Source organism: Mesorhizobium liriopis, assembly GCF_024053505.1.
GTDB lineage: Bacteria > Pseudomonadota > Alphaproteobacteria > Rhizobiales > Rhizobiaceae > Mesorhizobium_B > Mesorhizobium_B liriopis.
Map to the genome: position 1 here is coordinate 187,891 of NZ_JAMXQS010000008.1, position 23,334 is coordinate 211,224.

Here is a 23,334-nt window from a genome sequence, read left to right on the forward strand (position 1 = left end):
GTGCATGAAACGGACCAAGATCACTCTCGCGCTCGCAGCTCTCCTGGCCAGCGCCGCCCTGCCGGCACAGGCCAAGGTCACCGTGCTCGGCTGGCCGGGCGGCTCGGAAGAAACCGCCTTGCGCGCCGCCGTCGAAGCCTACAACAAGGCGCCCGACACCAGTGAAAACGACAAGGTCGAGCTGCTTTTCTTCAACCGCGAAGGCTTCTACGACAAGCTTCAGGCCGACATGGCCGCAGGCTCCGACGCCTTCGACGCGAACCTCGTCGCCACCTACTCGATCGGCCGCTACGCGCCCTATATGGAACCCGTCGATCTCGGACCGGATGCGGCCAAGGTTTTCGGCGACACCGTGCTGAAAACCATGCAGTTCGACGGCAAGCAGTATGGCGTGCCGACCGACCTGTCGCTGCACTTCATGTATTACCGCAAGGACCTGATCGATGCGCTGATGCGGGACGACGAGGCCAAGGCGAAATACAAGGAGATCGCCAAGGCCGAACTCGGCAAGGACCTGGAGCCGAAGGACCCCGACAGCTGGACCTGGGACGACTGGGCAGCGACCACGCTCTACTTCTCCAAGGGCGTGAACCGTTCGAGCCCCGTGCGCTATGGCACCGTGCTGCAGATGAAGAACCTGCTCTTCAACATGATGGTATTCCAGTCCCTGCCGCGTTCGTATGGCGGCGACTGGACTGACGCGTCGGGCGCGGTCACCGTGGATTCCCCCGCTTATCGCACCGGGCTCGAACTCTACAAGAAGCTCTACGATGCCGGCGCCTCGCCGCGCGACTCGCTGTCCTACGAATATGCCGAAACCAACGCGGCCTTCGCGTCGGGCCAGGCAGCGACCGCGCTGCAATGGAATGCGGCTGCTGCCGATCTCACCAGCGCCGAGAAATCGCCGACCGTGGCTGACGTCACCGGCATCGTCGCGCCGCCTGCCGGGCCCAACGGCCGCGCCGACCACATCCACGGTCTGGGCCTGGGCATCAACAAGAACGGCAAGAACAAGGAAGGCGCGGCGAAATTCCTGCGCTGGCTCGCGACCGAAGATGCCGCTCTCCTTTACGCCCGCAATGGCGGCTCTCCGGCACTGACGCCTGAGGTGGTGGCGAAGGTTGCCAAGGAGAGGCCCGATCTCGTCAAGCTGGGCGAGTTCGCTGGAAAATACGGATATGTCATGACGGGTGCCACCTCGGCCAATGCGCTGTCCGTCTATGAGCTTCAGGCGAAGGAATTCACCGGCTACTGGTCGGGCCAGCAGGACCTCGACACGGCCCTGTCCAAGACCAAATCCGGCATGCAGGACCTTCTCAAGAAGTAATCTGAAGAGGCGAGGCGCTTCCCATTCGGAAGCGCCTCGTGCTCTCTGTGTGGACCTGAAGCGATGGCGATCCTCGGCAAAACCCATGGGCGATTGTTTCTGTCGCCGCTGGCAGCTTTCCTGCTGCTGTTTCTGGGCTTTCCCGCCCTGGTTAATCTCGTCTATTCGGTCTCGACCGTTTCGTTCGAGACGCTGCGCAGCCCGACCTTGAGTGGCTTCGGCAATTATCTGACGGTCGTTCGGGACGGCGAATTCTGGCGCGCCTTCGGGTTTTCCCTGCGCTTCGGCCTTCTGACGGCACTCGCCGAGTGTCTGCTCGGGCTTTTCTTGGCCGTGTTTCTGGCACCCCTCTTGAGCAAGCGCCCGATATTGCTGGCGCCGCTGATGTTGCCTTTGATGGTTGCGCCCGCGATGGTCGGCCTGATGTATCGCCTCGTGCTGCACGAGTTCGCCGGGCCTGTGCCGTATTATCTGTTCGAATGGTTCGGCGACAGCCCGGCCTTTCTCGACCCGCAAACAGCCTTCTGGACTTTGGCCGTGGTCGAAGTCCTGCAATGGACGCCATTCGCCTTTCTGCTCTTTTATGCCGCCTATCTTGCGATCCCCGATGCGCTGCGCGAGGCGGCCGCGCTCGATGGGGCGGGGGCCTGGAAGATTCTGCGCTTCATCGAACTGCCCTTGATGATGCCGACGCTGGTGATCGCCTTCTTCATCCGCTTCATCGACGGCTTCCGCGTCTTCGACAACATCTATGCGCTGACGGGTGCCGGCGCGGGCGGATCGACCACGTCGCTGTCGATGTTCATCTATCAGGCCTTCTTCAAGGAAGGGGCGATCGGCAAGGCCGTGGCCGCCTCCGTCATCCTCTTCATCGCGTCGCTGCTGTTCCTGATGAGCCTCAACCGGCTCGCCCGTTTGCGGAGACGCTGACTGATGGTCGCCGTTTTGCGCTGGATCGTGTTCGCGGTGGCGGCCTTCGCGATGAACTTCCCGGTGATCGTCACGCTCGTCACCTCGTTCAAGAGCGCGCGTGAGCTCTCCTCCAATCCGGGGCTGACTGTTTCCGCGCCCACACTCGCCAATTATGCGAGCGTTCTCGCCGAGACCGAGCGCTTCAACATCTACAACTACCTGCTGAACAGCCTCGTCGCCTCATTGCTCGGCACCGGCATCGCGATCGTTCTGACGCTGCCTGCCGCTTATGCCGTGGCACGCAGCGAGGTCGGGCAGCGCCTGCTTCTGCCGCTCGTCATCAACCTGCGCGCGCTGCCGCTCGTGATCTTCGCGATCCCGCTTTACATGATGTATCAATGGCTTGGCCTGCTCGACACGCGGCTGGGCCTCGGGCTGATCCTCGCCATCGTCAATATTCCGCTGGCGCTTGTGATCCTCGTCAACGCGGTCAACGACATTTCCCCCGAACTCGACGAGGCGGCGATGATGGATGGTGCGAGCCCCTTGCGCGTGATGTTTTCCATCGTCCGCCCGGTGATCCGGCCCGCACTGGTCACCACCTTCATCTTCGGCTTCATCACGGCCTGGAACGAGTTCCTGTTCGGCCTGATGCTGACCACCGCCAATGCCGTGCCGACCACCGTCGGTGCCTCCTTCTTCTTTGCAGCCAGCGGCGGCGGCGTGCAGTGGGGCACGGCGTCCGCCGTCATGATCCTCGGTGCCCTGCCGCCCGCATTGCTTGGTTTGATCATGTACCGGCAGATTTCGGGGTCCATGACCGCAGGGGCGCTGAAGGGTTGATCGGCCACGATAGCAGGACGACGATACCATCACAGAGAGGTGCCATGACGATCGGCCGGCACTGCGAGATCAAAACGCCTTCTTTGTTCCTGCGCTCTCGGGCTTCCCTGCTTCCTCAAGTGTCAGCGCAGGCTCTTGCATAGACTCCAAGCACCTCCTGGATGGCGCTGATCACGAGCAGCTTGGGCTGAAGCGCCTTTGGATCGGTCTGAAACCGGTGCGCGATGCGGCTGAGATATTGCCCGACGAGCGGCATGGGCAGAGGTGACGTGCCGAGGTCTTGGAAGAGCGCATCGACCGCGTGCTGCGCGCGTGCGTGGGGCCAGTAATAGCGGATGCGATCGCTCAGGCTGAAATGGCGCTTGATCCGTAGCGTCGTGGCATCGCCATCATAGTAGCGCTGCCAGAAGCCGGGTTCATCCACCATCAAGCCTTCCATTTCCTGTTTGAGGCTCGTTCGCGTCGGCATGAGTTCGGATGCGATGGCATCGAGGCCATAAAGCGCTTCGCGCATGGCGAAGGTCAGCCAGGGTCCGACCTTCAGGATGCGGAACCCGTTGCGGACGAGCGCGGTCAGCGCGGCTTCGGTCTGGTAATCGGTGGAATGGGCCTCGAACGTGACGCCCTTCATGCTCTCGAGCGCCGTGCTGAGCTCCGCAGCCGCTTCCGGGTTGAAGTGAAGAACGGCCGCGTCGCCGAACTCGACGCCCGGCTGCACCACAAGGCCGATCACACGGGAAAACGCGTCGCCGAGATCCAAGCGCTGAAAGGCCTCGGCATGGGCCTGGTAGGTGAGGCGAGCGGCGTCAGCGCTGGTGGGTACCACGTGATCGAGCGCTTCCAGCGCGCCGCCCGGTGTCGGGACTTCTGTCCCGATCACATAAAGCGGCTTGGTGCTCTGGCCGGCTTTGGCTGAAGCCCCTTCGGCAGCCAATGCCAGTTCGGCCGCACGCGAGGCGGCGAGGGTGTCACCCACCGCTTCGCTCTCGCCCTGGCAGCCCATGCTGGCATCGAGGTGAATCTTGGTGAAGCCGGCCCGGACATATGCGGCAACAAGATCGCAAGCGTGGCGCATGGCGTCCTCGGCCGGCTGACCGCGCCATGGGTTGGGGCCCAGATGATCGCCGCCCAGGATCAGGCGTGAGACCGGAAAGCCCACCTCGCCCGCGATGGCTTCCACGAACGCGCGGAAGTCGGCAGGGGTCATGCCGGTATAGCCGCCGAACTGGTTGACCTGGTTGCAGGTCGCCTCGATCAGAACCGGCCCGTCATGCGTCAGGCCATGGCGCAGCGCAGCCTCGATGACCCAAGGGTGTGCCGAGCAGACCGAGGTGATGCCACCCCCCTGGCCGAGCGGGATCAAGGAAAGGCCTGAAAGAAAATCCGACATCGAAGCTCCGATCTCTCGCGTTGCGTCCGCACGTAAGGCATATCCAATCATAGAAAATCAATAATATGATTGACTATGATTATTTTCATTGTAGCGTCGGGTAAATGAAGCGCTGCCTGCGCTGCACCAAACGGACCGCATCATGAAGGATGACAGGCTGACCGCCATCCGTCAGCACCTCTACTCGAAGGGTTTTTCCTCGGTTCAGGACATCTCCGAAGCCGTTGGCGCGTCGCATGCCACGATCCGCCGCGACCTGCTCGTTCTGGAAGCCGAGGGCGTGGTGGCCCGCGCGCATGGCGGCGCGCGCATCGCGACGTCCGCCGGGGTGGAAGTGGCCTTTGCCGTGCGCGAGCAGGAGAATCTCGCTGCCAAGCGCGCCATCGCCGATGCCGCTTTCGACCTGATCGAGCCGCACAGTTCGGTTTTCTTGGATGCCGGCACCACCGTGCTGCAGCTCGCCCGACGCCTGCGCCTCGACCCGATGCCGTTGTCGGTCTTCACCAATGGGCTGGTCGTGGCCCAGGCGCTCACCGACATTCCGCGGCTCAATGTGACGGTGATTGGAGGCATGCTGCGCTCCGAGAATGCTTCCATGGTCGGCGCGGCGGCCGAAAGCATGATCGAGCGGCTCTGGTTCGACCGCCTGTTTCTCGGAGCCGGCGCGATTGCGGACGACAACCGTCTCTACAGTCTCGACGAGAACGAGGCACGCCTCAACGAGCGGATGATGGCGCGCTCGAGCCAGACCACATTGCTCGTGGATGCATCCAAGTTCGGGCGCCACCTGACCTATCTGGTGGCACCGCTAGCACCCGGGCTTCAGGTGATCACGGATGCTGCCGTGTCGCCCGACTGGCGCACTCGCCTGGACGAATGCGGCTGCGCCACAACGGTCGTGGCCACCCCGCTCGCTTCCGTTCAGGCCATGGAGGGCTGAGCCGCGATGGATCGGGTTCTCGGCTTGGACGGGGGTGGCAGCAAGACGCTTCTGGCAATCGTTGACAGGGCCGGCATTGTCGCGCGGCTGGATCGCTCGACCGGCCTCGATCCACTCACCTACCCGGATTGGCAGCAACGGCTCCGCGCGTTGTTAGAGGCCGCGCAGGCTGGCGACGGCCCGACCGCGGCCGGCGTGATGGGACTGCCCGTTCATGGCGAGATTGCCCGCGTCACGGCCGAACAGGACGCGATCGCGAAAGGCATCTTCGGTTCCATGGGCCGCGCCGACAACGACGTCCGTGTGGCCTTCGACGGCGCGCTCGGCGGCAAGGGCGGCGTGCTGCTTCTTTCGGGTACGGGCTCGATGGCATGGGCGAGCGTCGGTGGGGCGGATGCCCCGCAGATCCGCGTCGGTGGATGGAGCGAGGCCTTTGGCGACGAGGGCAGCGCCTTCTGGATCGGGCGCGAGGCGCTTACCGAAACCACACGCGTGCTCGACAAGCGCTCCGGGGCCGAGGCTTTCGCATCAAGCATCCTTGCTGCTGCCGGAGTGGGTGGCGAGAACCTGCTGACATGGGCCTATGGCCTCCAGAACAGGCGCGCCGGGTTCGCTTCTCTCGCGCGAACGGTTTCCGAGCTGGCAGAGGACGGCGACGCGACTGCGCTCAAGATCATGGGACGCGCCGCCGATGAACTCGCCGAGCACGCGCGAACCGCCTGGCGGCTGACGGAAAGCGCCATGCCACTTACCTGGGCCTGCGCGGGCGGAACGTTTCAGAGCCCGGTTCTGCGCCGGATGGTGGCCGAAAGGGTCGGCTCCGAGCCTGAACCGCTGCGCCTGCCGCCCGTGGGAGGCGCCGTGCTGCGGGCCGCGATGCTCGCCGGCTGGACGGTCGATGACGGCTGGATCAGTCGCCTTGCGGCTTCGCTTGGTGCTCATCCGGCACTCGCTTCATAGCAAGATCACAACAAGGGGAACTGCCATGAACAGACGCACTCTTCTCGCATCCATCACAGCTCTGCCGCTGCTGCTGGGCCTGCCTGCCTTCGCGCAGGATCAGGCCAAGCCGCATGACGGCAAGGCCATCTCCGTTCTCCTGCCGCCATGGGGCACGCTGCCCAAGGAGATGACCGACCGTTTCACGAGCGAGACCGGCATTTCGCTCGACACCCAGACGCTCGGTTGGGACGACATCCGCACCAAGATCGTCACGTCCATGGTGGCAGGCACCGCACCCGCCAATGTCACGGAAGTGGACTGGTCCTGGGTCGGCCAGTTCGGCTCGGCTGAGTGGTACACGCTGCTCGACGACAAGGTTGATGCCGCCCTCATCGCCGACCTGCCCACGGCCGCGATCTTCAAGTTCGACGGCAAGCTGATGGCGGTGCCCTACAACAATGACTTCCGCATCCTGATCTTCAACCGCGACCATCTCGACCGTGCCAAGATCACCGAGGCGCCGAAGACGCCCGACGAGCTGCTGGCTGCTGCGAAAGCGATCAAGGCGGCCGGCATCGCCGAATATCCGATCGGCCTGCCGCTGTCGGCCACCGAAGGCAGCGCGACCGCCTGGTATCTCCTGACCAAGGCGTTCGGGGGCGACCTCTTCGACGCCGAATTCAAGCCGCTCTTCACCACGCCGGACTCCGCCGGCTACAAGGCCATGAGCTTCGAGATCGAGGCTCTGAAAGCTGGGCTCGTCGACCCGGCCGCCACCGGCCTCAAGGATGTCGAGATCCAGGAACTGTTCAAGAGCGGCAAGATTTCCTTCGACGTCGCCGGCTGGGCTGGCAATCTCGCGGTTTATTCCGACAAGGCGAAGTCGCAGGTGGCCGAGCATGCGGAGGCGGGCTTGATGCCCCATGTCGGCCCCAAGTCGCGCACCTTCGGCCTGCCGGGCGCGGTCGGCATTCCGGTCTCCGCAGCCGATCCCGAGGCCGGCCTCGCCTTCGTGGACTGGCTCCTGAAGCCTGAAAACCAGATGGCGAGCTATGCGGCGCTCGGCAACCTGCCGACGCGCACCAGCGTGCTCGAAAAGCTGAACGCCGAGGGCAAGCTTGCGAGCGGCGACGTGCTGCTTCAGCAGGCGGCGCTCGTCGAGCCGCTTTTCGCGCAGGGGACGCCGGGCTGGTATCCTGAATTCTCGAGTGCGGTCGCCTCCACGCTCAACCAGGCCGCCAAGGGGCAGATCAGCGTCGATGACGCGGTGAAGCAGATCGCCGAGGCTGCGATCGCCGCGCAGGCCCAGTGATGGTTGCTGCGGCCGAGCCCTTGCAGAAGATTTCGATGCGGGGCTCGCGCCGCCGGAACGAGGAGGCGTGGCTTGGCCTTGCCTTCGTCATCCCCATCATCGCGATCATGGGCGGGCTGGTCTTCCTGCCCGTGGTCGGCACGCTGCTCGACAGTCTTTACCGTATCGACCCGATGCGGGCCGGCACGCCTTTCGTGGGCCTCGGCAACTATGCCGCCACCTTCGCGGACGCCAATGTGCGTCAGGCCTGGTTCAACACGCTTGTTTACGTGGTGATCGCGGTCGCGCTTCAGGCCGTGGGCGGATTGGGCGCGGCACTCCTGCTCAACAAGATCCAGCGCGGCCGCCGCTGGCTGCTTGCGGTTCTGGTTCTGCCCTGGTGCCTGCCACCCGTGGTCAATGCGCTGGTCTGGCTCTGGATCTACAATCCGAGCTACGGGCTGCTGAACGGCGTGCTGCAAGCGCTCGGCCTGATCGATACCAACCGCGTGTGGTTCAACGATCGGACGACCGCGCTCTTTCTGATTGCGCTCGTTCATGTCTGGCGCATGCTGCCGCTGACCGCCATCATCCTGCTCGCCGCTCTTCAGAGCATCCCGAAGGAGCTCTATGAGGCCGCGCGCCTCGATGGGGCCGGACCCATCCGCGCCTTTCGCTCGATCACGCTGCCGCTGATCTCGGGCGGCATTGCGATCGCGCTCAGCCAGTCCACCGTCTTCGCCTTCAACCTCTTCGACGAGGCGTGGATCCTGGCCGGCACGAGCTTGGATACCCGCACGGTGATCATCCAGGTCTATATGTCGGCCTTCCAGAACCTCAAATTCTCGTTCGGCATGGCGCTGTCCGTGCTGGCGATGATCGCCTCGCTGCTGGTCTCGCTGGTCTATGTGCTGAAAGTCTATCGCGAGACCCGCTACGAATGAGCCGGCGCAGCCTTTCCCGCATCGCCGGACAGGTCGGCACGGCGGCGGCCGTGCTCCTGCTGCTCGTCTGGTCGCTCGGTCCTGTGTTCTGGGCACTGGTCACGAGCCTGACGCCGCCGGCCGATCTGTTGTCGCGTGAGCTCCGCTTGTGGCCGGCGAACCCCTCGCTCGAACATTACGCCAAGCTGTTCGGCGCGACGAGCAGTTCGCAGGGCAATGCGGTTCAGTCGGTCTGGCCGCAGTTTTCCGCTGCCTTCGTGAACAGCCTCGTCACCTCGTTGGCCTCCACCGTGATCACCGTGGCGCTCGCCGCCTTCGGCGCCTATGCTTTTGTCCGCCTGCGTTTTCCGGGGCGCGAACTGCTCTTCGTGCTCGTTGTGGCGACACTTGCCATCCCCGCTTACACCGTGATGATCCCGCTTTATCGGCTGATGATCTCGCTGAAGCTGATCGACACCTATGTGGGCGTGACGCTGATCTATGTCTCGGCCTTTTTGCCCCTGGCACTCTGGCTGATGCGCAGCGTCTATCAGGCGATGCCGATCTCGCTCGAGGAGGCCGCCTGGCTCGACGGGGCAGGGCGCACCTATACACTGATGCGCATCGTTTTGCCTCTCGCGGCGCCCGGCCTGATTGCGTCGGCCATCCTCACATTCTTGAGTGCCTGGGGTCAGTTCATGGTGCCGCTCGTCTTTTCCCCGACGCTCGCCACCAAACCCCTGACCGTGCTGATCCCCGAATTCGTGACCCGCAACTATGTCGATTACGGGTTGATGAACGCGGCTGGCATCCTCGCCATCGTGCCGCCCGTGCTGCTCGTGCTTTTCCTCAACCGCTTTCTTGTCAGCGGCCTGATGGCCGGCGCGACCAAGTGAATTTTGAAACACAGGACCATCCCATGAACGTCACCGAACGCGTGATCCGCGAGCAGTTCCCCTTCTGGACCGATGCGCTGACGCTCGACCTGCCGGTGCCGGGCACCAAGCTCAACGTGATCGTCGGCTGCGGCACCTCCTTTTATCTCGCGCTCAGCATCGCAGCCGCCTTCAATGCGCAGGGACATCAGGCGATTGCGGTGCCCGGCGCCGAATGGGCGCGTCGGCCGCGCAACTATGCGGCCGACGAAGCGGACGCAACCGTGGTCGCGCTTTCGCGCAGCGGCGAGTCGAGCGAAACGGTGCAGGCCGTGGAGGAAAGCCGCAAGCGCGGCCTGCGGACCATCGCCATCACCTGCGAAAAGGACAGCTCGATCGCGCGTGCGGCTGAGACAGTCGTTTATGCGCGCACCCATCCGGACGAAGGCATCGTCATGACGGTGTCAGCCAGCCTCATGCTGATGGCAGGCTTCCGCATGGCAGGTTTCTCCCTCGACGCCGGCATCGCGAGAACCGCCGAAACGCTGATGCAGCGGGCCGATGCCGATCTCGCACGCATCATCCGGAACCGCTCCCATTTCGTGTATCTTGGCGCCGGCGTGCAGTATGGGCTTGCGACCGAAGGTGCGCTCAAGCTGCAGGAGATGAGCCTGAGCACCTCGCAGGCCTTTCACCCGATGGAATACCGTCACGGCCCGATCAGCCTCGTCGACGAGACGAGTTTCGTCGTGATGATCTACAACCATGCGACCGCCGCCGAAGAGGCCAAGGTAGTGTCGGACGTGCAGAGCAAGGGCGCTTTCGTCCTGGCCTTCGGCGGTCCCGGCGATCTGTCCTTCGATCTGCCAGCCGACGATGCCGGTCGCGCGCTCGCCGCTTTGCCCGTGCTCCAGCTTCTGGGCGAGCGGGTGGCCCAGATGAAGGGCGCCGACACCGAGGCCCCGCGCCACCTGAACAAGGTCGTGGTTCTCGCCTGAACCCGGCTCGACTTGTTGCGGTCACATCCCATCAGCTCGTAGTGCAGAAGCTTTAGGCTCAGTCCACGGTGAGCCTGCTGCGGCGGGCGAGTTGCTCGTAATGGGCGTCGAGGGCAGGAAGCCGGGTGCTGAGCAGAAAAAGGCGGGGATCCTCTGGATCGAGACGACCCGACCAGAAATCCTCCAGCAGCGTTCGATGGGCTTCGAGCGTCTCGGGGTCTGCGCCGGCCAGGACGGTCGAGACCTCCACCGGTTCGAGCTTACCTTTGACCTTGATGCGATCGAGCGGCGCAAGCGGCAGGCGGTCGCGGATGTGGCGTGCGGTTTCCTCTCCCACCAGAAGTTCGACGCCGAAATTCTTGGTCTCGCCTTCCAGGCGCGCGGCGAGGTTCACGGCATCACCCAAGGCGGAATAATCGAAACGCATGTCGGAGCCCATATTGCCGACCACGCAGTCGCCTGTGTTCACGCCGACGCCGATGCGCAAACTCAGCGGTTCCTCGCCTTTCGCCGCCGCTTCCGCCGCGAGCTCCGCGTTGAGCGCCTCGAGCGCATCATTCATGGCCAGCCCCGCCTGCACCGCGTGAAGGGCGTGGTCGGGGTCATCGAGCGGCGCGTTCCAGAAGGCCATCAACGCGTCGCCGATATATTTGTCGATCGTGCCGCCATGGGCGATGACGACGGCGGATAACGGGTTCAACAGGCGGTTGATCAGCCGCGTGAGTGCTTCCGGATCATTTTTCATGCGCTCGGCGATGGTGGTGAAGCCGCGCACGTCGCAGAACAGGATCGAGAGCGTGCGCCGTTCGCCCCCGAGCTTGAGCCGCTCCGGATCGCGTGCCAGCCGCTCCACGATCACCGGCGAGACATATTGCGAGAAGGCGCGTGTGATGCCGCGCCGTAAGCGGCGCTCGGCGGCGTAGTCGCGCACGCCTTGTGCGCTTGCGACAAACAGAAAGGCGAGCGCGGGTGCGACCGGCGGCGCATAGATGCGGCCGAAGCGGAGGAAAAGATAGCTGCCCGCAAAGAGACCGAGCACGCCGAGGGAAGCAAGCAGGATCGTCTGCCAGCCTGTGCCGCGCCAGACGAGGAGGCCTCCGAGGCATGCCATGCCGAGTGTCGCCGCCAGGCTGACGAGCGTCGAGGCGGGCGTGATGAAGAGGCCGTGGCGCAGATTGTCGAGCACCGTTGCTTGGACTTCGGCACCCGCAAGCAGCCTGCCGTCGCGCACGGTCTGCGAGGTGGCAAAGGAATCCGCGCCGCCTTGCGCATCGGCCGAGGCCTGAAGCGACAGGCCGACGATCACCGTGCGGCCACGGAAGAAGCCGGGCGGAAGGAAGTTCTCCGGATCGAGCGCCTGATAATACGAAACGGTGGGATAGCTGCGCGCGGCACCGAAGCTTTGGAGCAGGGCGCCCTCCGGGATGTCCGGCGTTTCCCCGATCGTGCGCAGAAGCGTTGCCGCGAAGCCGTCATCGAGGCTCGGCAAACGGCGCAGCGTGCCGTCATTGTCGAGCGTCACCGAAGCGAGGCCGACTGTGGCGCCTTTTTCGAGCAGAAGCGGCATCGGCTCGGTACGCACCAGTTGATCGGCTTGCGGCGTGCGGATCACCGTCTCGTCGCCCGCCAAGACCACGTCGGGTCCGGTCGCCGCAGCCAGCGCTTTATCGCCTTCTGCCGATGCGGAAGGCTCGGCGAAGATGATGTCGACGCCGATGGCCTCCGCACCCGCCGCGCGCAAGGCCTCGATCAGTTCCGCATGGAGCCCGCGCGGCCACGGCCATTGCAGGTTGAGTTCGGAAAAGGAGGGCTCGTCGATCGCGACGATCACCGGCCCGTTCGCGGGCCGGGCCGGCGGATGAAAGGTGGACAGATAGTCGAAGAGGCGGGCTTCGATCAGCTTGAACGGGCCGGCCAGCGGCAACAGGCCGGCACCCAGACTTGCGACAACCGTCAGGAAGACGATGCCCAGGCGCCGGTTGCGCGCGGCGATGTCGCGGCCGCCGCCGCCCGGCAGCTGCCGCCACCAGCGGGTCGGCCGCCACCGGATGACGCGCGGAAGCTTCAGAACCGCACCTTGAAGGTGCCGGTGAAGGTGCGGTTCCAGCCGGGCAGGCCTTCGGCCACTTCGAACTCCTCGCCGAAGAGGTTGTAGGCGTTGAGTTCCACCTCGAACCGCTTGTCGAATGGCTCCCATTTCAGCGAGGCATCGGTGGTCCAGTATGGGTCGAGGGTGGCGGCGCCAAGGCCGCCTTCGCGCTCGCCGATGCGCGTGGCCGCAAGCGTGAAGGAGACATTGGTCGGGTTCACATAGGTGAAACCGAGCCGCACCACGTCCTCGGGCACATATGGCAGGCTGTCGCCTTCGTTGGCGCCTTCGTCCTCATTTTCGGAACTGATCACCGCATAGGTGCCGAACAGGCCAAGCCCATAGCCCAGGTGAAGGTTCACCGTGCCCGCCACGCGGTCGATCCGGCCTTCCGCCACATCGGCAGTGGTCAGGCTGCCCGGCGAGGGGATGTTGAGCCCTTCGATTTCCTGATGCTGGTAGTCGAGCGAGGTGAAGAGCCTGTCCGTCCATTCGGCATCCCAGCGTGCGAGGAAGGTGTCGGAATAGCCGGTGACGGCAAGCGGCAGCTGGTTGGATTGCAGCCCCAGCACCCCGACCGGAGCGAGCGTTCCGGCCGCAAAGGCACCGGACTCGCGCATGAAGCCCGCGCGCAGCCATTGCCCGTCGAATGGTGCCCACGCGAGGCCGAGGCGCGGCTCGAAGCGCTCAACCGAGATGTCTCCGCCATCCGCGCCATCCATCGTGACTTCGGTGGACTCGAGCCATGTTCCGAACGCGCCGGCTTCGAGTTTCAGATTGGGCGTGAACTCGTAGACGCCGTCGAGATAGGCGCGGACGGCGTTGAACTCGGCGCTTGCATCGGTTTCGGTCGTTGGAAGCACGAAGCCGATATCGGGGATCGCAGTATCCGAAGTTCCGCTTTGGGACTGCGAGATGCGCCCACCCTCGATGCCATAACGCAGGGTCAGATCATCGAAGGAGACCGAATGATTGACCGCGCCGATCAGCGAACGCTGTTCGAACTCGCCTTCGATCTCACTCGTGCCCTCAAGGGGAATGCCAAGGAAGTCGAGGTCGATCGTGGCAGACTCACTGCTGGTTCGATCGTAGCCGGAAGCAAAGATCGCCGCACTCGCGACGTTCCGGTAGCCGAATGTATGGCTCCAGGCGAGGCCGGACGTCAGCGACTTGTCGGTGAGTTCCCGATCATACGTCGTTGCCTCCAGTGTGGCCGGAGGCAGGCCGGTGATGAGTTCGAGGAATGGAATGCCTGGATCGAAGGTGAAAAGCGCGTCACGCAGATCATCGCCGTCCCGCCGCGCATCGACATAGGCCACCACGCGGTCATAGGGCGTCGGCTTCGCCGCGACATAGAACTGTCCCGAATAGTCCTGATCCTCGAGATCGAAGCTCACATCCGTATCGACAGCGCGGTCATATGAGCCTTCGCGTGAGTCTTCCGACTCCTTTCCATCGAAGCGCGCATAGAAGCTGATGGGGAAGGGGACTGCGGCGAAGCCCTGCGCCTCGGCTTGCGTCGTCCATCCGGCCTTGCCGTTTTCGGGCGCCACGAAGCCGCCGCCGAGAGAACCTTCGACGAAGGGGCGGCGCAAGAGGTTCGCGCCGCGCGTGCGGCCGGCGAGGATCGCGGGGTCGAGCAGCAATCCCTGAAAGAATGACGAGAAGGCGCCATTGTTGAAGGAGGGCTCACTGGGCGCGCCGCCATAATCGAGTCGGTTCGCGAAAGGGTCGGCGCTGCCCGACACCGCCTGATCCACCAGCGCGGTCGCCGCGAAGGGGTCGAACACGGCGTCGCCGTAATAGCGGCCCCAGGCATTCAGGCCCTGCAGGCGGAACGCGTCGTTGAGCGTCGAGCCTTCGCTGCGATTGGCGCTGAGCGCCGCATAGGTGCCGCCGCGGGCGCGGGTGCGCCGCAGGGCTTCCTGCGCGCTTTTGATGGCGCGGTCGGAATCGTAGTCGTCGATGGCAATCGCCGTTCTGGCACTCATCATGACCGGATCGTTGGGGTCGAGGCGGTCGGCATTGTCCAGCGCCTGCTCGGCCGCATCCCGGTCGCCGCCTTCGTAGTAGCCGGCTGCGAGCAGAAGCAGGCCTTGCGCATAGGACGGGCTCGCGGTTGTGCCGGCGAGCAGATCGTTCAGCGCCGCATCGATCTCGCCCGTTTGCAGCCGATAGCGACCGCGCAAGGTCAGGCCGACATCGAAGGCGGGATCGAGGGCGAGCGCCTTGTCGATCAGCGGCTTGGCTTCACGCAGACGATCCTGATCGAGATAGACCGTGGCGAGGTTGGCATAGGCGACCGGGTCTTCCGGATCAGCGGCGATGGCTTCCTTCAACGCAGCCTCGGCCTCGCGATCCGCACCGCGTGACGATTGCACGAGGCCATAGGCGTTGAGAACCGTGCTCGATCCCGGCGCGACTTCGCGCGCACGCGTCAGGTCGGCCAGCGCGCCGTCGAGATCGCCTTTGGCGGAAACGCGATAACTGGCACGGGCTTCGAGGGCGGTCGGCTCGTCGGGGTCGAGCGCGAGTGCCCGGTTGATGGCCTCTTCCGCCTGCGCGCGGTCGTCGAGCACCAGTGCCAGTTGCGCACGCACGGCCGGCAGCGTGGCGTCCTGCGGGTAGCGCGCTTCCGCCTCCCGGATGAGTTTGAGTGCGGCCGGGATATCCTGGAGAAAACCTGCCGTGAGCGCCGCCGAAATCGCTGCGGCCGGTCCGCCCTCTGCGGCACTGGGCGGGGATTCGACGCGGTTGGGAGCGGCAAGCGAGCGGGCGAAATAGCCGCCATAGCGGGCGACGGCCCGGCGTTCGGGATCGAGCCGGGGGGCTGCCCGTTCGAACAGCCGCGCGGCCTCTGTCTGCCGGCCTTCCGCGCCTGCGATCATCGCATCCACCAGATCGAGCCGCGCCTGCTCCGTTGCACTCAGGCGCAAAGCCCGAGCGCGCGCCGATGCGTCTTTGGTGGCCTGCCGGTTGCCCGTGCCGAGCGAGACCTCTGCCAGCGTCACCCAATCCTCGGCCGTGCGCGACCTTTCCGGCGTGGCCGCGATCCTGTCACGCGCCGTGCGCATCTCGCGATTGGAAAGCGGCGTGGTGGGTACGAAAGTGAAACCCGTGCGCAAGGACAGATAGGTCAGCTGCTGCTCGCGGTCCTTGGGCGTGGTGATGAGGATCTTGGTCGGCGCCTGACCGATCGCGGCGGAGGCTGCCTCGCCCTGATCGACCAGAACCGACCCTTGCGCATTCGAAAGCTCGACCCGTCCTTCGAGGACGGTCAGCGCAGTGCGGTCGCCCGACACCTGCATGGCCCAGTCGGTGCCGCGAATGGCCGCGGCCGCGGCCGGGGTTTCCACCCGCACACCGTCGCCACCGCGCTCCGCGCGCGCCCAAAGCGCGCCGGCCTGCAGTTCGAGTTCCGAGTCCTCGCCCGAGCCGCCGATCTTGCGCACCACCAGCGTCGAATTGCGCCCGAGGCGGACCTGCGTGCGGTCGGAAAAGAGAATCGCGAGATTGCCGGTCGCGTTGGTTCGCAGCGTGTCGCCGGGCAACAGGTCCTGGCGCAGATCGACCGTGCGCCAGTTGCCGACCTCGATCAGCCGCGCTTCCTCGCCGCTCTTGCGCGCGATCACCGAGCCCGCCGCCGCCCCTTGGCGTGGCAATGGCTCGGCTTGAGCCGCCGCAACTGCACAGATCGCGGCCCCCGCCGCGAGAAATGCCAAGCGTAATTTCATCTGTTTTCTTTTTTGTTGTTGCCCCACCAGTGTTGCCGATATGCGTATGCGCGCAAATCCGGGTCAAGACTGGCTCCGCCTGAGCGCGGGTCTATGCATGCACTGTTTCAGCTTTGTGTTGCTGAGGCGCGATATGGGAGTGGGGATGAATGGCTGGCGAAGCAGAAACTGTTGTTGCGCCCGTGCTCGAAGCACGAAAACTGACAAGCGACGACAAGGCGTTTCTTGACCATCTGAAGAAGATCAACGACACGTTCTACGACCAGATCAAGATTGCCGACCAGAAGGCGGCCTATATCTTCACCTTCATGGTGGCCTTTCTGGTGACCTCTGCGGAAAGCCGGGCGGTCTTCGACCCTGCTCGCTACCAGACGGGCGATCTCGTCGCGATGTTTCTGTCCGCGGTTCTGGCTGTGTCGGTTCTCGTTTCGATGGTGTCGGCGATCCTGGTCGTGCTGCCGCGCAAGAGTGCTGTCGGCAGCTCGCTTTACTGGAACACCTGGCCCGTCAACCGCGCGACGTTTCTGAACGCGCGCGAGCGGGACGACCCTGCCTATCTGTTCGACCAGTACATCATGAACGTGGACGCGCTTTCGGCCATCAACCGCGCGAAATATTCCCATGTCAGCTGGGCGTTTCGCGGGCTGATGGTGGTCGTCGTGTCCTACTGCTTCCTGCTCGGCTGGGGCACGCGGCCGATCGGGTGATCGCGCCGTCGGCTCACTTCGGGTCGCCCTGCATCACATAGAGCTTGCGAACCTGCTCGCGGATGACCCACTCGCCCTTCCAGCCACGCGGGAGGACGAGGAGGTCTCCCGCATTCAGCACGCGCACCTCGCCATCGTGGCGCCGTAGCTCAGCGGTGCCGCTGATAATGTGGCAGAGCTCGGCAGCCGCCGAGCGGTCGGCACTGAAGCGGCCGGGGGTGCATTCCCAGACACCGACATCGAGCGCGCCATCGGGGGAAGTCCACAGGGATACGGCCGCTTCCTGCTGGTCGCCCTCAAGGCAAGTGGGCTTGGGCCCGAAGGGGCCAAGGTCGATCTGGGCCAGGCCCTTGAAGCTTTCGAGGTCGATCATGGTGTGCTCTGCGTTTAGTGGCCGGTGAGACGGTCGGCGAAGGCCGCGAGTTTGGACGAGCGGGGGAGGCCCTTTTCCTCGCGCTCATCCGCCATGCGGTAAAGGCGGTACATGGCGTGGACGCCCAGCCAGCGGAACGGCTCGGGCTCCCACGGTCGCACCTTTCGGTTGACCCAGGGCAGGCGGACGAGATCGGTGTCGCGATTGAGGATCAGGTCGGTCAGCGTGCGGCCCGACAGGTTCGAGGAGGAGACGCCTAGGCCCACATAGCCGCCGGCCCAGCCGATGCGCGTCTTGGGGTCGAGGCCGACGGTCGTGCACCAGTCGCGCGGCACGCCGAGCACGCCGCACCAGGCATGGTCGATGCGTAAGTGCGCGACCTGCGGCAGCAGGCGTGTCAGGATCGCGTGAAGGCTCTGGATCGTTGCGTCCTGCGTTTGCCCGTTCACGTCGGTGCGTGAGTTGAAGCGATAAGGCACGCCGCGTCCGCCCATGGTGATACGGCCTTCGCGCGTGCGCTGCGCGTAGCAATAGGCATGGGCCGTATCGCCCAGAAGCTCATGGCCTTCCCAGCCGATCTCCTTCCACAGTGCGTCGGGCACGGGCTCGGTGACGATCTGCGCGCTGTTCAGCGCCAGCCATGTGCGCTCTTCGCCCGGAATGCCGGCGGTGAAGCCTTCGGTGGCGCGGATGATGGTTTCCGCGCGCACCGTGCCTCGCGTCGTGGACACGACGCCCGGCTCGATCTTCGTGACGGCCGTCTGCTCATAGATCGGCACACCCAGCCGCTCGACAGCCTTCGCCAGTCCCTGCACGAGCTTGGCCGGCTGCACGCGGGCCTGGCCGTTGATGACATAGCCGCCGAGTGCGTTCTTCACATTGATCCGCGCGCTGAACGCCGCCTGATCGAGCCACTGGATGCGGGCGGGATCGAAATCCCATTCGCGAATGCCGGCGAATTCATCCCGCGCGCGGGCGAGCTGCGGCTGGTTGGTGGCGACCGTCAGGTTGCCGACGCGGCGGATATCGGCGTCGATGCCTTCATGCTCGGCCACGCGGATCACCTCGTCCACCGTGCCGGCCATGGCCTTCTGCATGTCCTTGACGGCATGGCGCGTGGACGTCTTCAGATATTTCTCGCGCGACCAGCCGAAGCCGCCCGACAGCCAGCCGCCGTTGCGGCCCGAGGCGCCGAAGCCCGCCCATTCGCGTTCGAGCACCGCGATGCGCAAATCCGGCTGTGCCTGTTTCAGGTAGTAGGCCGTCCAAAGCCCGGTATAGCCCGCGCCGACGATTGCGACGTCCACCTCAGTATTGCCCGGCAACGGCGCGCGGGGTTTGGGCGTGCCGCCGATATCGGCATACCAGAAGGAGATGTCGCCATTGCGCTGCGCTTGCATGGTGTAGGCTTTCAGGAAATCAGGTGAGGGTCGCGTCGGCACTCTTGTCGTCGGCCAGAAGCTTGGCGTCCTGTCCGGCGAAGCAGAGTTCGACCGGGTCGTCGATGCGGAAACCCTCTTCCGAAAGCCCCGAACGCACGATGGCCGAAGAGCCGTCGCGCAGGCGCACCTCGTATTTCGAGCCGGAGCCGAGATAGATCGCTTCGGCAATCGTGCCGGACAAGCGGTTGTGAGTGTCAGCCATCTGCCCCGGCCTTCGGATCGCAAGCTTTTCGGGGCGCAGCAGCACGACAGGCGTGTCGGAGCCATCCAGACGGCGGGGCACGGTCACCGTCTGGCCGGCGACATCGAGCGCGGTGCTGGTGCCATCGCTGCGCGCTTGGCCGCGCAACACGGTAGAATCCCCGATGAAACGGCCGACGAACAGGGTCTTGGGCTCGTCATAGAGCTCGCGTCCCGTCCCGACCTGCTCGATCCGGCCTTTGTTGAACACGGCGATGCGGTCGGAGAGCACGAGTGCTTCTTCCTGATCATGCGTGACATAAACGAAGGTGGTGCCGAGCTCGCGGTGGATGCGCTTGATCTCGAGTTGCAGCCATTCGCGCAGCTTCTTGTCGAGCGCGCCGAGCGGTTCGTCCATCAGGAGCAGCGGCGGATCGAAGACGATGGCGCGGGCGAAGGCCACGCGCTGCTGCTGGCCGCCCGACAATTCGCTCGGGTAGCGATGGGCGAAATCGCGCATCTTCACCATGTCGAGCGCCTGCGCCACGCGACGCTCGCGCTCGGCCTTGCTGACACCGCGAAGGCTGAGAGGATAGGCGACGTTCTTGCCCACCGTCATATGCGGGAACAGCGCATAGTGCTGGAAGACGACGCCGATATTGCGCTTGTGCGCCGGTACGCCGACCACGCTCCTGCCGCCGACCTGAAGCGCGCCGCTGGAAACCTCCGTGAAGCCCGCGACCACGTTCAGCGTCGTGGTTTTCCCTGAGCCGGAAGGGCCCAACAGCGTCATGAACTCGCCGGGCTCGACATGGAGCGAAACGCCGTCGAGTGCCCGGAAACTGCCATAGGCCTTGGAGACGTTCTGAAGGTCGATCGCAGCGCCGCGTGTCGGTGAGTTCGGGTTCACAGGTTTCCTCTCCGCTCGCGGCCCATCAGAAACAGCCCGCCGCCGATCAGGATCGTGGTGGCGCAAAGCAGGATCGTGCCCACGGCAGCCACCGTCGGATCCGCATCGCGTGTGATCGAACTGAAGATCTGAACGGGCAATGTCTTGAGGTAGGGATTGGTGATGAAGAGCGAGACGATGATCTCGTCGAAGGAAGTGGCGAAGGCAAAGAGCAGACCGGACAGGATGCCAGGCGCGATCAAGGGCAGCGTCACGGTACGGAAGGTGGCGAGACGACCCGCACCTAGACTCGCAGCCGCCGTTTCAAGACGCTTGTCGAACACTTCAAGGCTCGCCTGCACCGCGATCAGCACGAAAGGCAAAGCGAGGATCGTGTGCGCCAGCACGAAACCCGTCAGCGTGCCGACCAGCTGCGTGTCGAGATAAACGGCATAGATGCCGATGGCGAGAACCACGCCGGGCACGACCATGGGGGTGAGCAGCAGCATGCGCAGAAGACCGGCAGTTCGCGCCTTCATGCGGTCGAGCCCGAAGGCCGCAAGCGTGCCGAGTACGGTGGCGAGCACCGCCACGATGAGCGCGACCTTGAGCGAATTGAAGAAGCTCGTGGACCATTCCGGGTTCGACACGAAATTCTCGTACCACTGCCAGGAAAAGCCGACGGGCGGGAAGGCGAGCGACTTGTTGCCGTTGAAGGACATCGGCACCACGACCAGCGTGGGCGCGACGAGCCAGAGCGCGACGAGCAGGCAGGAAAGGCCGAGCATGACGCGGGTACAGGGATGCATCGCCATCAGCTGCGCGCTCCCTGCTTATGCTTCTGGCGCATCAATGGCCCGGCAAGCGCCAGAAGAATGAAGGTGGCGAGCAAGAGGACCACGCCCATCGCCCCGCCGCGGCCCCATTGCAGCAGGCTGAGCACCTGGTTCTGCACCAGCGTGGACAGCATGGTCGAGCGCGGACCGCCGAGCAGAGCAGGGGTGATGTAGAAGCCGAGCGCCAGGATGAAGACGATGATGGCCCCCGCATAGACGCCCGGCAGCGACAGCGGCAGATAGACCGTAAAGAAGGCGCGCAAGGGCGAGGCGCCGAGACTGCGCGAGGCCTGCACGAGCCGCAGATCGATGCCCTTCATCACCGAATAGAGGGGCAGGATCATGAAGGGCAGCAGCACCTGCGCCATGCCGATCACGACGCCCGTCTGCGTGCGGATCAGGCGCAGACGTCCGAGGTCGAGCGCACGCAAGGTGGAATTGATGACGCCCGAATCCTGCAAAAGGATCACCCAGGCCAGCGTGCGCACGACACCGCTGACCCAGAAGGGTATGAGCACGCAAAGCGTCAACAGCAGCCGGGCCTTGGGACCGACCGCCGTCATCGCATAGGCGTAAGGGTAGGCCGCGACCACGCAGACCAGCGTGACCCAGGCCGAGATCGTGAAGGTGCGCTGCAGAACCACGAGGTTCACCGGCGTGCCGAAGAACCAGATATAGTTCTGCAACCCCCATTCGGGCTGGCTCAAACTGCGCAGGACCACGGTGAAGAGCGGATAGCCGATCACGCCGACAAGCAGGAGCAGTGCCGGCAAAGCGAGCGCGAGCGGCCCCCAGTTCCGGCGCGCCCGTGAGGCGGCGCCGGAATCGGATCGTGTGTCGCTCGTGCTCATGCCTGAGGCTCCCCGTGTCGGCGATCAGTTTCCGGCCAGCACGGCGCTCCACTTCTCGTTGACCGCCTCGTAATTATCCACCCAGAACTTGATGTTCTGCTGGTAGCCCTGCTTCTGGCGCTCCGGCGTGTTGGTGAGAAAGGCGGCGACTGCCGGCTCGACCTTGGGCTGGGCCTCGTTGTTGATCGGCGTGTAGGAGGTCTTTTCGGTGAGGATCTCCTGCGCGGACTTGCCGAGATAGGCATTGATCAGCGCATAGGCCGCATCCGTGTCCTTGACGCCGACGGGGATGGTCAACTGGTCCATGACCACGAGCCAGTCCTGCCAGACGGGCGTATATTTCGCGCCGTTCTTGACCGCCGCCATGGCGCGGCCGGTCCACATCATGATCATGTCGGCCTCGCCCGACTCGGCGAGCTGCTGGGATTCCGCGCCGGTTTTCCAGAAGATCGTGTCGGAGCCGATGTCACGCACCTTCTGGATGGCACCGTCGATGTCTTCCGGCTTCATCGCCTTCGGGTCGCCGCCGTTCAGCCTGAAAGCCTGTTCGAGCAGTCCGCCCGATACGTCGCCCGAGCCTTCGATGGCGCGCGTGCCCGGAAACTTCTCGGTGTCGAAGAAATCGGCCCAGCTTTTCGGCGGGTTATCCTTGTAGGTCTCGTTGTTGTACATGAGCACGACGCCGTAGTTCATCGCCGGCACCGAGCACTCGCCGACCTGACCCGCCGGGATCTTGGACGTATCGATCTTCGACATGTCGAGCTTCTGGAACAGCTTGCCGCAATAAACATATGGCGGGAAATCGGACGTATCGACCACATCCCAGGAGACATTGCCGGATTCCACCTGCGCCTGGATCTTGGCGGTCTCGGTCGGACCATCGCTCAAAAGCTTCACGCCGCTCTTGTCAACGAATTCCTTGAGTGCCGCGATCTGGCCGTCCTGATAGATGCCGCCATAGGACACGAAGGTCAGCGTCTTGCCCTTGAGCGAGCCTTCCTTGACCTCGCCCGCGACGGGCTTTTCCTGCGCCATGGCGGGCAGGGCGCCCAGCACCAGCGCCACGCCAGCTGCGGCCAGCGTCAAATGTGTCTTCATTTCCAGTCTCCCATTTTTGGCTCGCGAGGGTTCCCTGTCACCTGGCCGCGAGCGGCTTCCAGGCGACGTATTGATCGAGCTCGACGCGCGCCGAGGTCGGGGGTGCGATGATCCACATCACCTCGGCCCGGCTGTTGCCGACGTTCTCGGTGCGATGAGGGGTGGATGTCGGATATTCGAGGCTGTCGCCTTCCTCGAGCATATGGCGGCTTTCGCCGAGGCTCACCTCCACCACGCCGCGAAGCACGACAAGCATCTCATGCGCGCCGCCGTGAGTGTAGAGGTCGGGGCCCGTCGAGCCGCCGATCTCGAACTCACCGACGTAGACTTCCATGTCCTGCACGGGACGGCGCGACAAAAGCGACTTGCGGCAGCCGTGGCTGGGCGGAAGGGCAGGGCGCTGGCTGCGGCGCAAGACGGCATGGCCCGCGCCCGCCCGCTCCTCGAACAGGTCGGCAACCGAAATGCCGAGCGCCGAGGCGATCTGGTTGAGCGTCGAAGTGCTCGCGCCCGTTCGCTGACGTTCAAGCTGACTGATAAAGGAAGCAGATGTGCCGCTCAGCTCGCCCAACTGGCGCAGCGAGAGCTTGCGCGAAAGGCGCAGCTGGCGGATGCGCGCGGCAAGCATGGCAAGCGCGGGATCACCGCCTTCCACCTCCATGCGCTCGCTGACCACCTGATCCACGCCTCAAAC

At 64.5% G+C, this 23,334-nt stretch carries 20 protein-coding genes; 10 read left to right on the forward strand and 10 right to left on the reverse strand.

Annotation, left to right across the window (positions count from 1 at the left end):
* The first annotated feature begins 4 nt into the window (after positions 1-4).
* The 3 genes from NGM99_RS17290 (at position 5) to NGM99_RS17300 (ending at position 3,082) form a co-directional block, all read left to right on the forward strand.
* Positions 5-1,327, forward strand: coding sequence for an extracellular solute-binding protein (locus NGM99_RS17290; protein WP_252821203.1), 1,323 nt, complete (start codon positions 5-7; stop codon positions 1,325-1,327).
* Positions 1,328-1,390: 63 nt separating this feature from the next.
* Positions 1,391-2,257 carry a carbohydrate ABC transporter permease gene (locus NGM99_RS17295; protein ID WP_252821205.1) on the forward strand — a complete coding sequence of 289 codons (867 nt, stop codon included), beginning with the start codon at positions 1,391-1,393 and terminating at the stop codon, positions 2,255-2,257.
* A 3-nt stretch (positions 2,258-2,260) separates the two neighbouring features.
* Positions 2,261-3,082 (forward strand): carbohydrate ABC transporter permease, encoded by an 822-nt coding sequence (locus NGM99_RS17300; protein ID WP_252821208.1) that lies wholly within the window; start codon positions 2,261-2,263, stop codon positions 3,080-3,082.
* Between the two features lie 115 nt (positions 3,083-3,197).
* Here the strand turns inward: NGM99_RS17300 and NGM99_RS17305 are convergent, their stop codons facing one another.
* A complete protein-coding gene (locus tag NGM99_RS17305; RefSeq protein ID WP_252821210.1) occupies positions 3,198-4,472 on the reverse strand; it encodes a D-tagatose-bisphosphate aldolase, class II, non-catalytic subunit in 1,275 nt (424 codons plus the stop codon).
* A gap of 142 nt (positions 4,473-4,614) precedes the next feature.
* On the opposite strand from NGM99_RS17305, the gene NGM99_RS17310 reads away from it, so the two are divergent.
* Genes NGM99_RS17310 through NGM99_RS17335 form a run of 6 tightly spaced genes read left to right on the forward strand, consistent with a single transcriptional unit; the run spans position 4,615 to position 10,441 of the window.
* Complete coding sequence (locus NGM99_RS17310) at positions 4,615-5,412, forward strand: DeoR/GlpR family DNA-binding transcription regulator (protein WP_252821212.1); 798 nt, start codon at positions 4,615-4,617, stop codon at positions 5,410-5,412.
* A 6-nt stretch (positions 5,413-5,418) separates the two neighbouring features.
* The gene (locus tag NGM99_RS17315) at positions 5,419-6,372 is read left to right on the forward strand and encodes an N-acetylglucosamine kinase (RefSeq protein ID WP_252821214.1); all 954 of its coding nucleotides are present in this window, start codon (positions 5,419-5,421) and stop codon (positions 6,370-6,372) included.
* Positions 6,373-6,397: 25 nt separating this feature from the next.
* The gene (locus NGM99_RS17320) at positions 6,398-7,666 is read left to right on the forward strand and encodes an extracellular solute-binding protein (protein ID WP_252821215.1); all 1,269 of its coding nucleotides are present in this window, start codon (positions 6,398-6,400) and stop codon (positions 7,664-7,666) included.
* Positions 7,666-8,589: a carbohydrate ABC transporter permease gene (locus NGM99_RS17325; RefSeq protein ID WP_252821217.1), complete on the forward strand. Its 924-nt coding sequence runs from the start codon at positions 7,666-7,668 to the stop codon at positions 8,587-8,589. Before NGM99_RS17320 ends, NGM99_RS17325 begins: the two co-directional genes overlap by 1 nt.
* Positions 8,586-9,464: a carbohydrate ABC transporter permease gene (locus NGM99_RS17330; protein ID WP_252821219.1), complete on the forward strand. Its 879-nt coding sequence runs from the start codon at positions 8,586-8,588 to the stop codon at positions 9,462-9,464. Before NGM99_RS17325 ends, NGM99_RS17330 begins: the two co-directional genes overlap by 4 nt.
* Before the next feature lie 23 nt (positions 9,465-9,487).
* Positions 9,488-10,441, forward strand: a complete 954-nt coding sequence (locus tag NGM99_RS17335; protein WP_252821221.1) for an SIS domain-containing protein — start codon at positions 9,488-9,490, stop codon at positions 10,439-10,441.
* 58 nt (positions 10,442-10,499) lie between these two features.
* Here NGM99_RS17335 and NGM99_RS17340 read toward each other — a convergent pair whose 3' ends face one another.
* Both NGM99_RS17340 and NGM99_RS17345 read right to left on the reverse strand, forming a co-directional pair.
* On the reverse strand, positions 10,500-12,458 hold the full coding sequence (locus NGM99_RS17340) for a CHASE2 domain-containing protein (RefSeq protein WP_435371454.1): 1,959 nt from the start codon (positions 12,456-12,458) through the stop codon (positions 10,500-10,502).
* A 47-nt stretch (positions 12,459-12,505) separates the two neighbouring features.
* Positions 12,506-16,264, reverse strand: coding sequence for a TonB-dependent receptor domain-containing protein (locus NGM99_RS17345; protein WP_252821225.1), 3,759 nt, complete (start codon positions 16,262-16,264; stop codon positions 12,506-12,508).
* A gap of 149 nt (positions 16,265-16,413) precedes the next feature.
* On the opposite strand from NGM99_RS17345, the gene NGM99_RS17350 reads away from it, so the two are divergent.
* Complete coding sequence (locus NGM99_RS17350; RefSeq protein ID WP_252821227.1) at positions 16,414-16,971, forward strand: Pycsar system effector family protein; 558 nt, start codon at positions 16,414-16,416, stop codon at positions 16,969-16,971.
* A gap of 13 nt (positions 16,972-16,984) precedes the next feature.
* Here the strand turns inward: NGM99_RS17350 and NGM99_RS17355 are convergent, their stop codons facing one another.
* The 7 genes from NGM99_RS17355 to NGM99_RS17385 are packed head-to-tail and all read right to left on the reverse strand — an operon-like array spanning position 16,985 to position 23,325.
* Complete coding sequence (locus tag NGM99_RS17355; RefSeq protein ID WP_252821229.1) at positions 16,985-17,344, reverse strand: cupin domain-containing protein; 360 nt, start codon at positions 17,342-17,344, stop codon at positions 16,985-16,987.
* Positions 17,345-17,358: 14 nt separating this feature from the next.
* Positions 17,359-18,744 (reverse strand): NAD(P)/FAD-dependent oxidoreductase, encoded by a 1,386-nt coding sequence (locus tag NGM99_RS17360; protein WP_252821231.1) that lies wholly within the window; start codon positions 18,742-18,744, stop codon positions 17,359-17,361.
* 19 nt (positions 18,745-18,763) lie between these two features.
* Positions 18,764-19,876, reverse strand: coding sequence for an ABC transporter ATP-binding protein (locus tag NGM99_RS17365; RefSeq protein WP_252821233.1), 1,113 nt, complete (start codon positions 19,874-19,876; stop codon positions 18,764-18,766).
* Complete coding sequence (locus NGM99_RS17370; protein WP_252821236.1) at positions 19,873-20,670, reverse strand: ABC transporter permease; 798 nt, start codon at positions 20,668-20,670, stop codon at positions 19,873-19,875. The genes NGM99_RS17365 and NGM99_RS17370 overlap by 4 nt, the downstream gene beginning before the upstream one ends.
* A complete protein-coding gene (locus tag NGM99_RS17375) occupies positions 20,670-21,542 on the reverse strand; it encodes an ABC transporter permease (protein ID WP_252821238.1) in 873 nt (290 codons plus the stop codon). The genes NGM99_RS17370 and NGM99_RS17375 overlap by 1 nt, the downstream gene beginning before the upstream one ends.
* 24 nt (positions 21,543-21,566) lie before the next feature.
* Entirely contained in the window at positions 21,567-22,640 is a 1,074-nt protein-coding gene (locus tag NGM99_RS17380) for an extracellular solute-binding protein (RefSeq protein ID WP_252821240.1), read from the reverse strand.
* Positions 22,641-22,677: 37 nt separating this feature from the next.
* Entirely contained in the window at positions 22,678-23,325 is a 648-nt protein-coding gene (locus tag NGM99_RS17385; protein WP_353937432.1) for a helix-turn-helix domain-containing protein, read from the reverse strand.
* Positions 23,326-23,334: the final 9 nt, after the last annotated feature.

Coding starts and splice junctions, on each gene's coding strand:
- NGM99_RS17290 (WP_252821203.1), top strand. CDS start 5: ATGAAACGGACCAAGATCACTCTCGCGCTCGCAGCTCTCCTGGCCAGC.
- NGM99_RS17345 (WP_252821225.1), bottom strand. CDS start 16,264: ATGAAATTACGCTTGGCATTTCTCGCGGCGGGGGCCGCGATCTGTGCA.
- NGM99_RS17300 (WP_252821208.1), top strand. CDS start 2,261: ATGGTCGCCGTTTTGCGCTGGATCGTGTTCGCGGTGGCGGCCTTCGCG.
- NGM99_RS17315 (WP_252821214.1), top strand. CDS start 5,419: ATGGATCGGGTTCTCGGCTTGGACGGGGGTGGCAGCAAGACGCTTCTG.
- NGM99_RS17305 (WP_252821210.1), bottom strand. CDS start 4,472: ATGTCGGATTTTCTTTCAGGCCTTTCCTTGATCCCGCTCGGCCAGGGG.
- NGM99_RS17380 (WP_252821240.1), bottom strand. CDS start 22,640: ATGAAGACACATTTGACGCTGGCCGCAGCTGGCGTGGCGCTGGTGCTG.
- NGM99_RS17350 (WP_252821227.1), top strand. CDS start 16,414: ATGGCTGGCGAAGCAGAAACTGTTGTTGCGCCCGTGCTCGAAGCACGA.
- NGM99_RS17295 (WP_252821205.1), top strand. CDS start 1,391: ATGGCGATCCTCGGCAAAACCCATGGGCGATTGTTTCTGTCGCCGCTG.
- NGM99_RS17370 (WP_252821236.1), bottom strand. CDS start 20,670: ATGGCGATGCATCCCTGTACCCGCGTCATGCTCGGCCTTTCCTGCCTG.
- NGM99_RS17330 (WP_252821219.1), top strand. CDS start 8,586: ATGAGCCGGCGCAGCCTTTCCCGCATCGCCGGACAGGTCGGCACGGCG.
- NGM99_RS17360 (WP_252821231.1), bottom strand. CDS start 18,744: ATGCAAGCGCAGCGCAATGGCGACATCTCCTTCTGGTATGCCGATATC.
- NGM99_RS17325 (WP_252821217.1), top strand. CDS start 7,666: ATGGTTGCTGCGGCCGAGCCCTTGCAGAAGATTTCGATGCGGGGCTCG.
- NGM99_RS17355 (WP_252821229.1), bottom strand. CDS start 17,344: ATGATCGACCTCGAAAGCTTCAAGGGCCTGGCCCAGATCGACCTTGGC.
- NGM99_RS17335 (WP_252821221.1), top strand. CDS start 9,488: ATGAACGTCACCGAACGCGTGATCCGCGAGCAGTTCCCCTTCTGGACC.
- NGM99_RS17320 (WP_252821215.1), top strand. CDS start 6,398: ATGAACAGACGCACTCTTCTCGCATCCATCACAGCTCTGCCGCTGCTG.
- NGM99_RS17375 (WP_252821238.1), bottom strand. CDS start 21,542: ATGAGCACGAGCGACACACGATCCGATTCCGGCGCCGCCTCACGGGCG.
- NGM99_RS17310 (WP_252821212.1), top strand. CDS start 4,615: ATGAAGGATGACAGGCTGACCGCCATCCGTCAGCACCTCTACTCGAAG.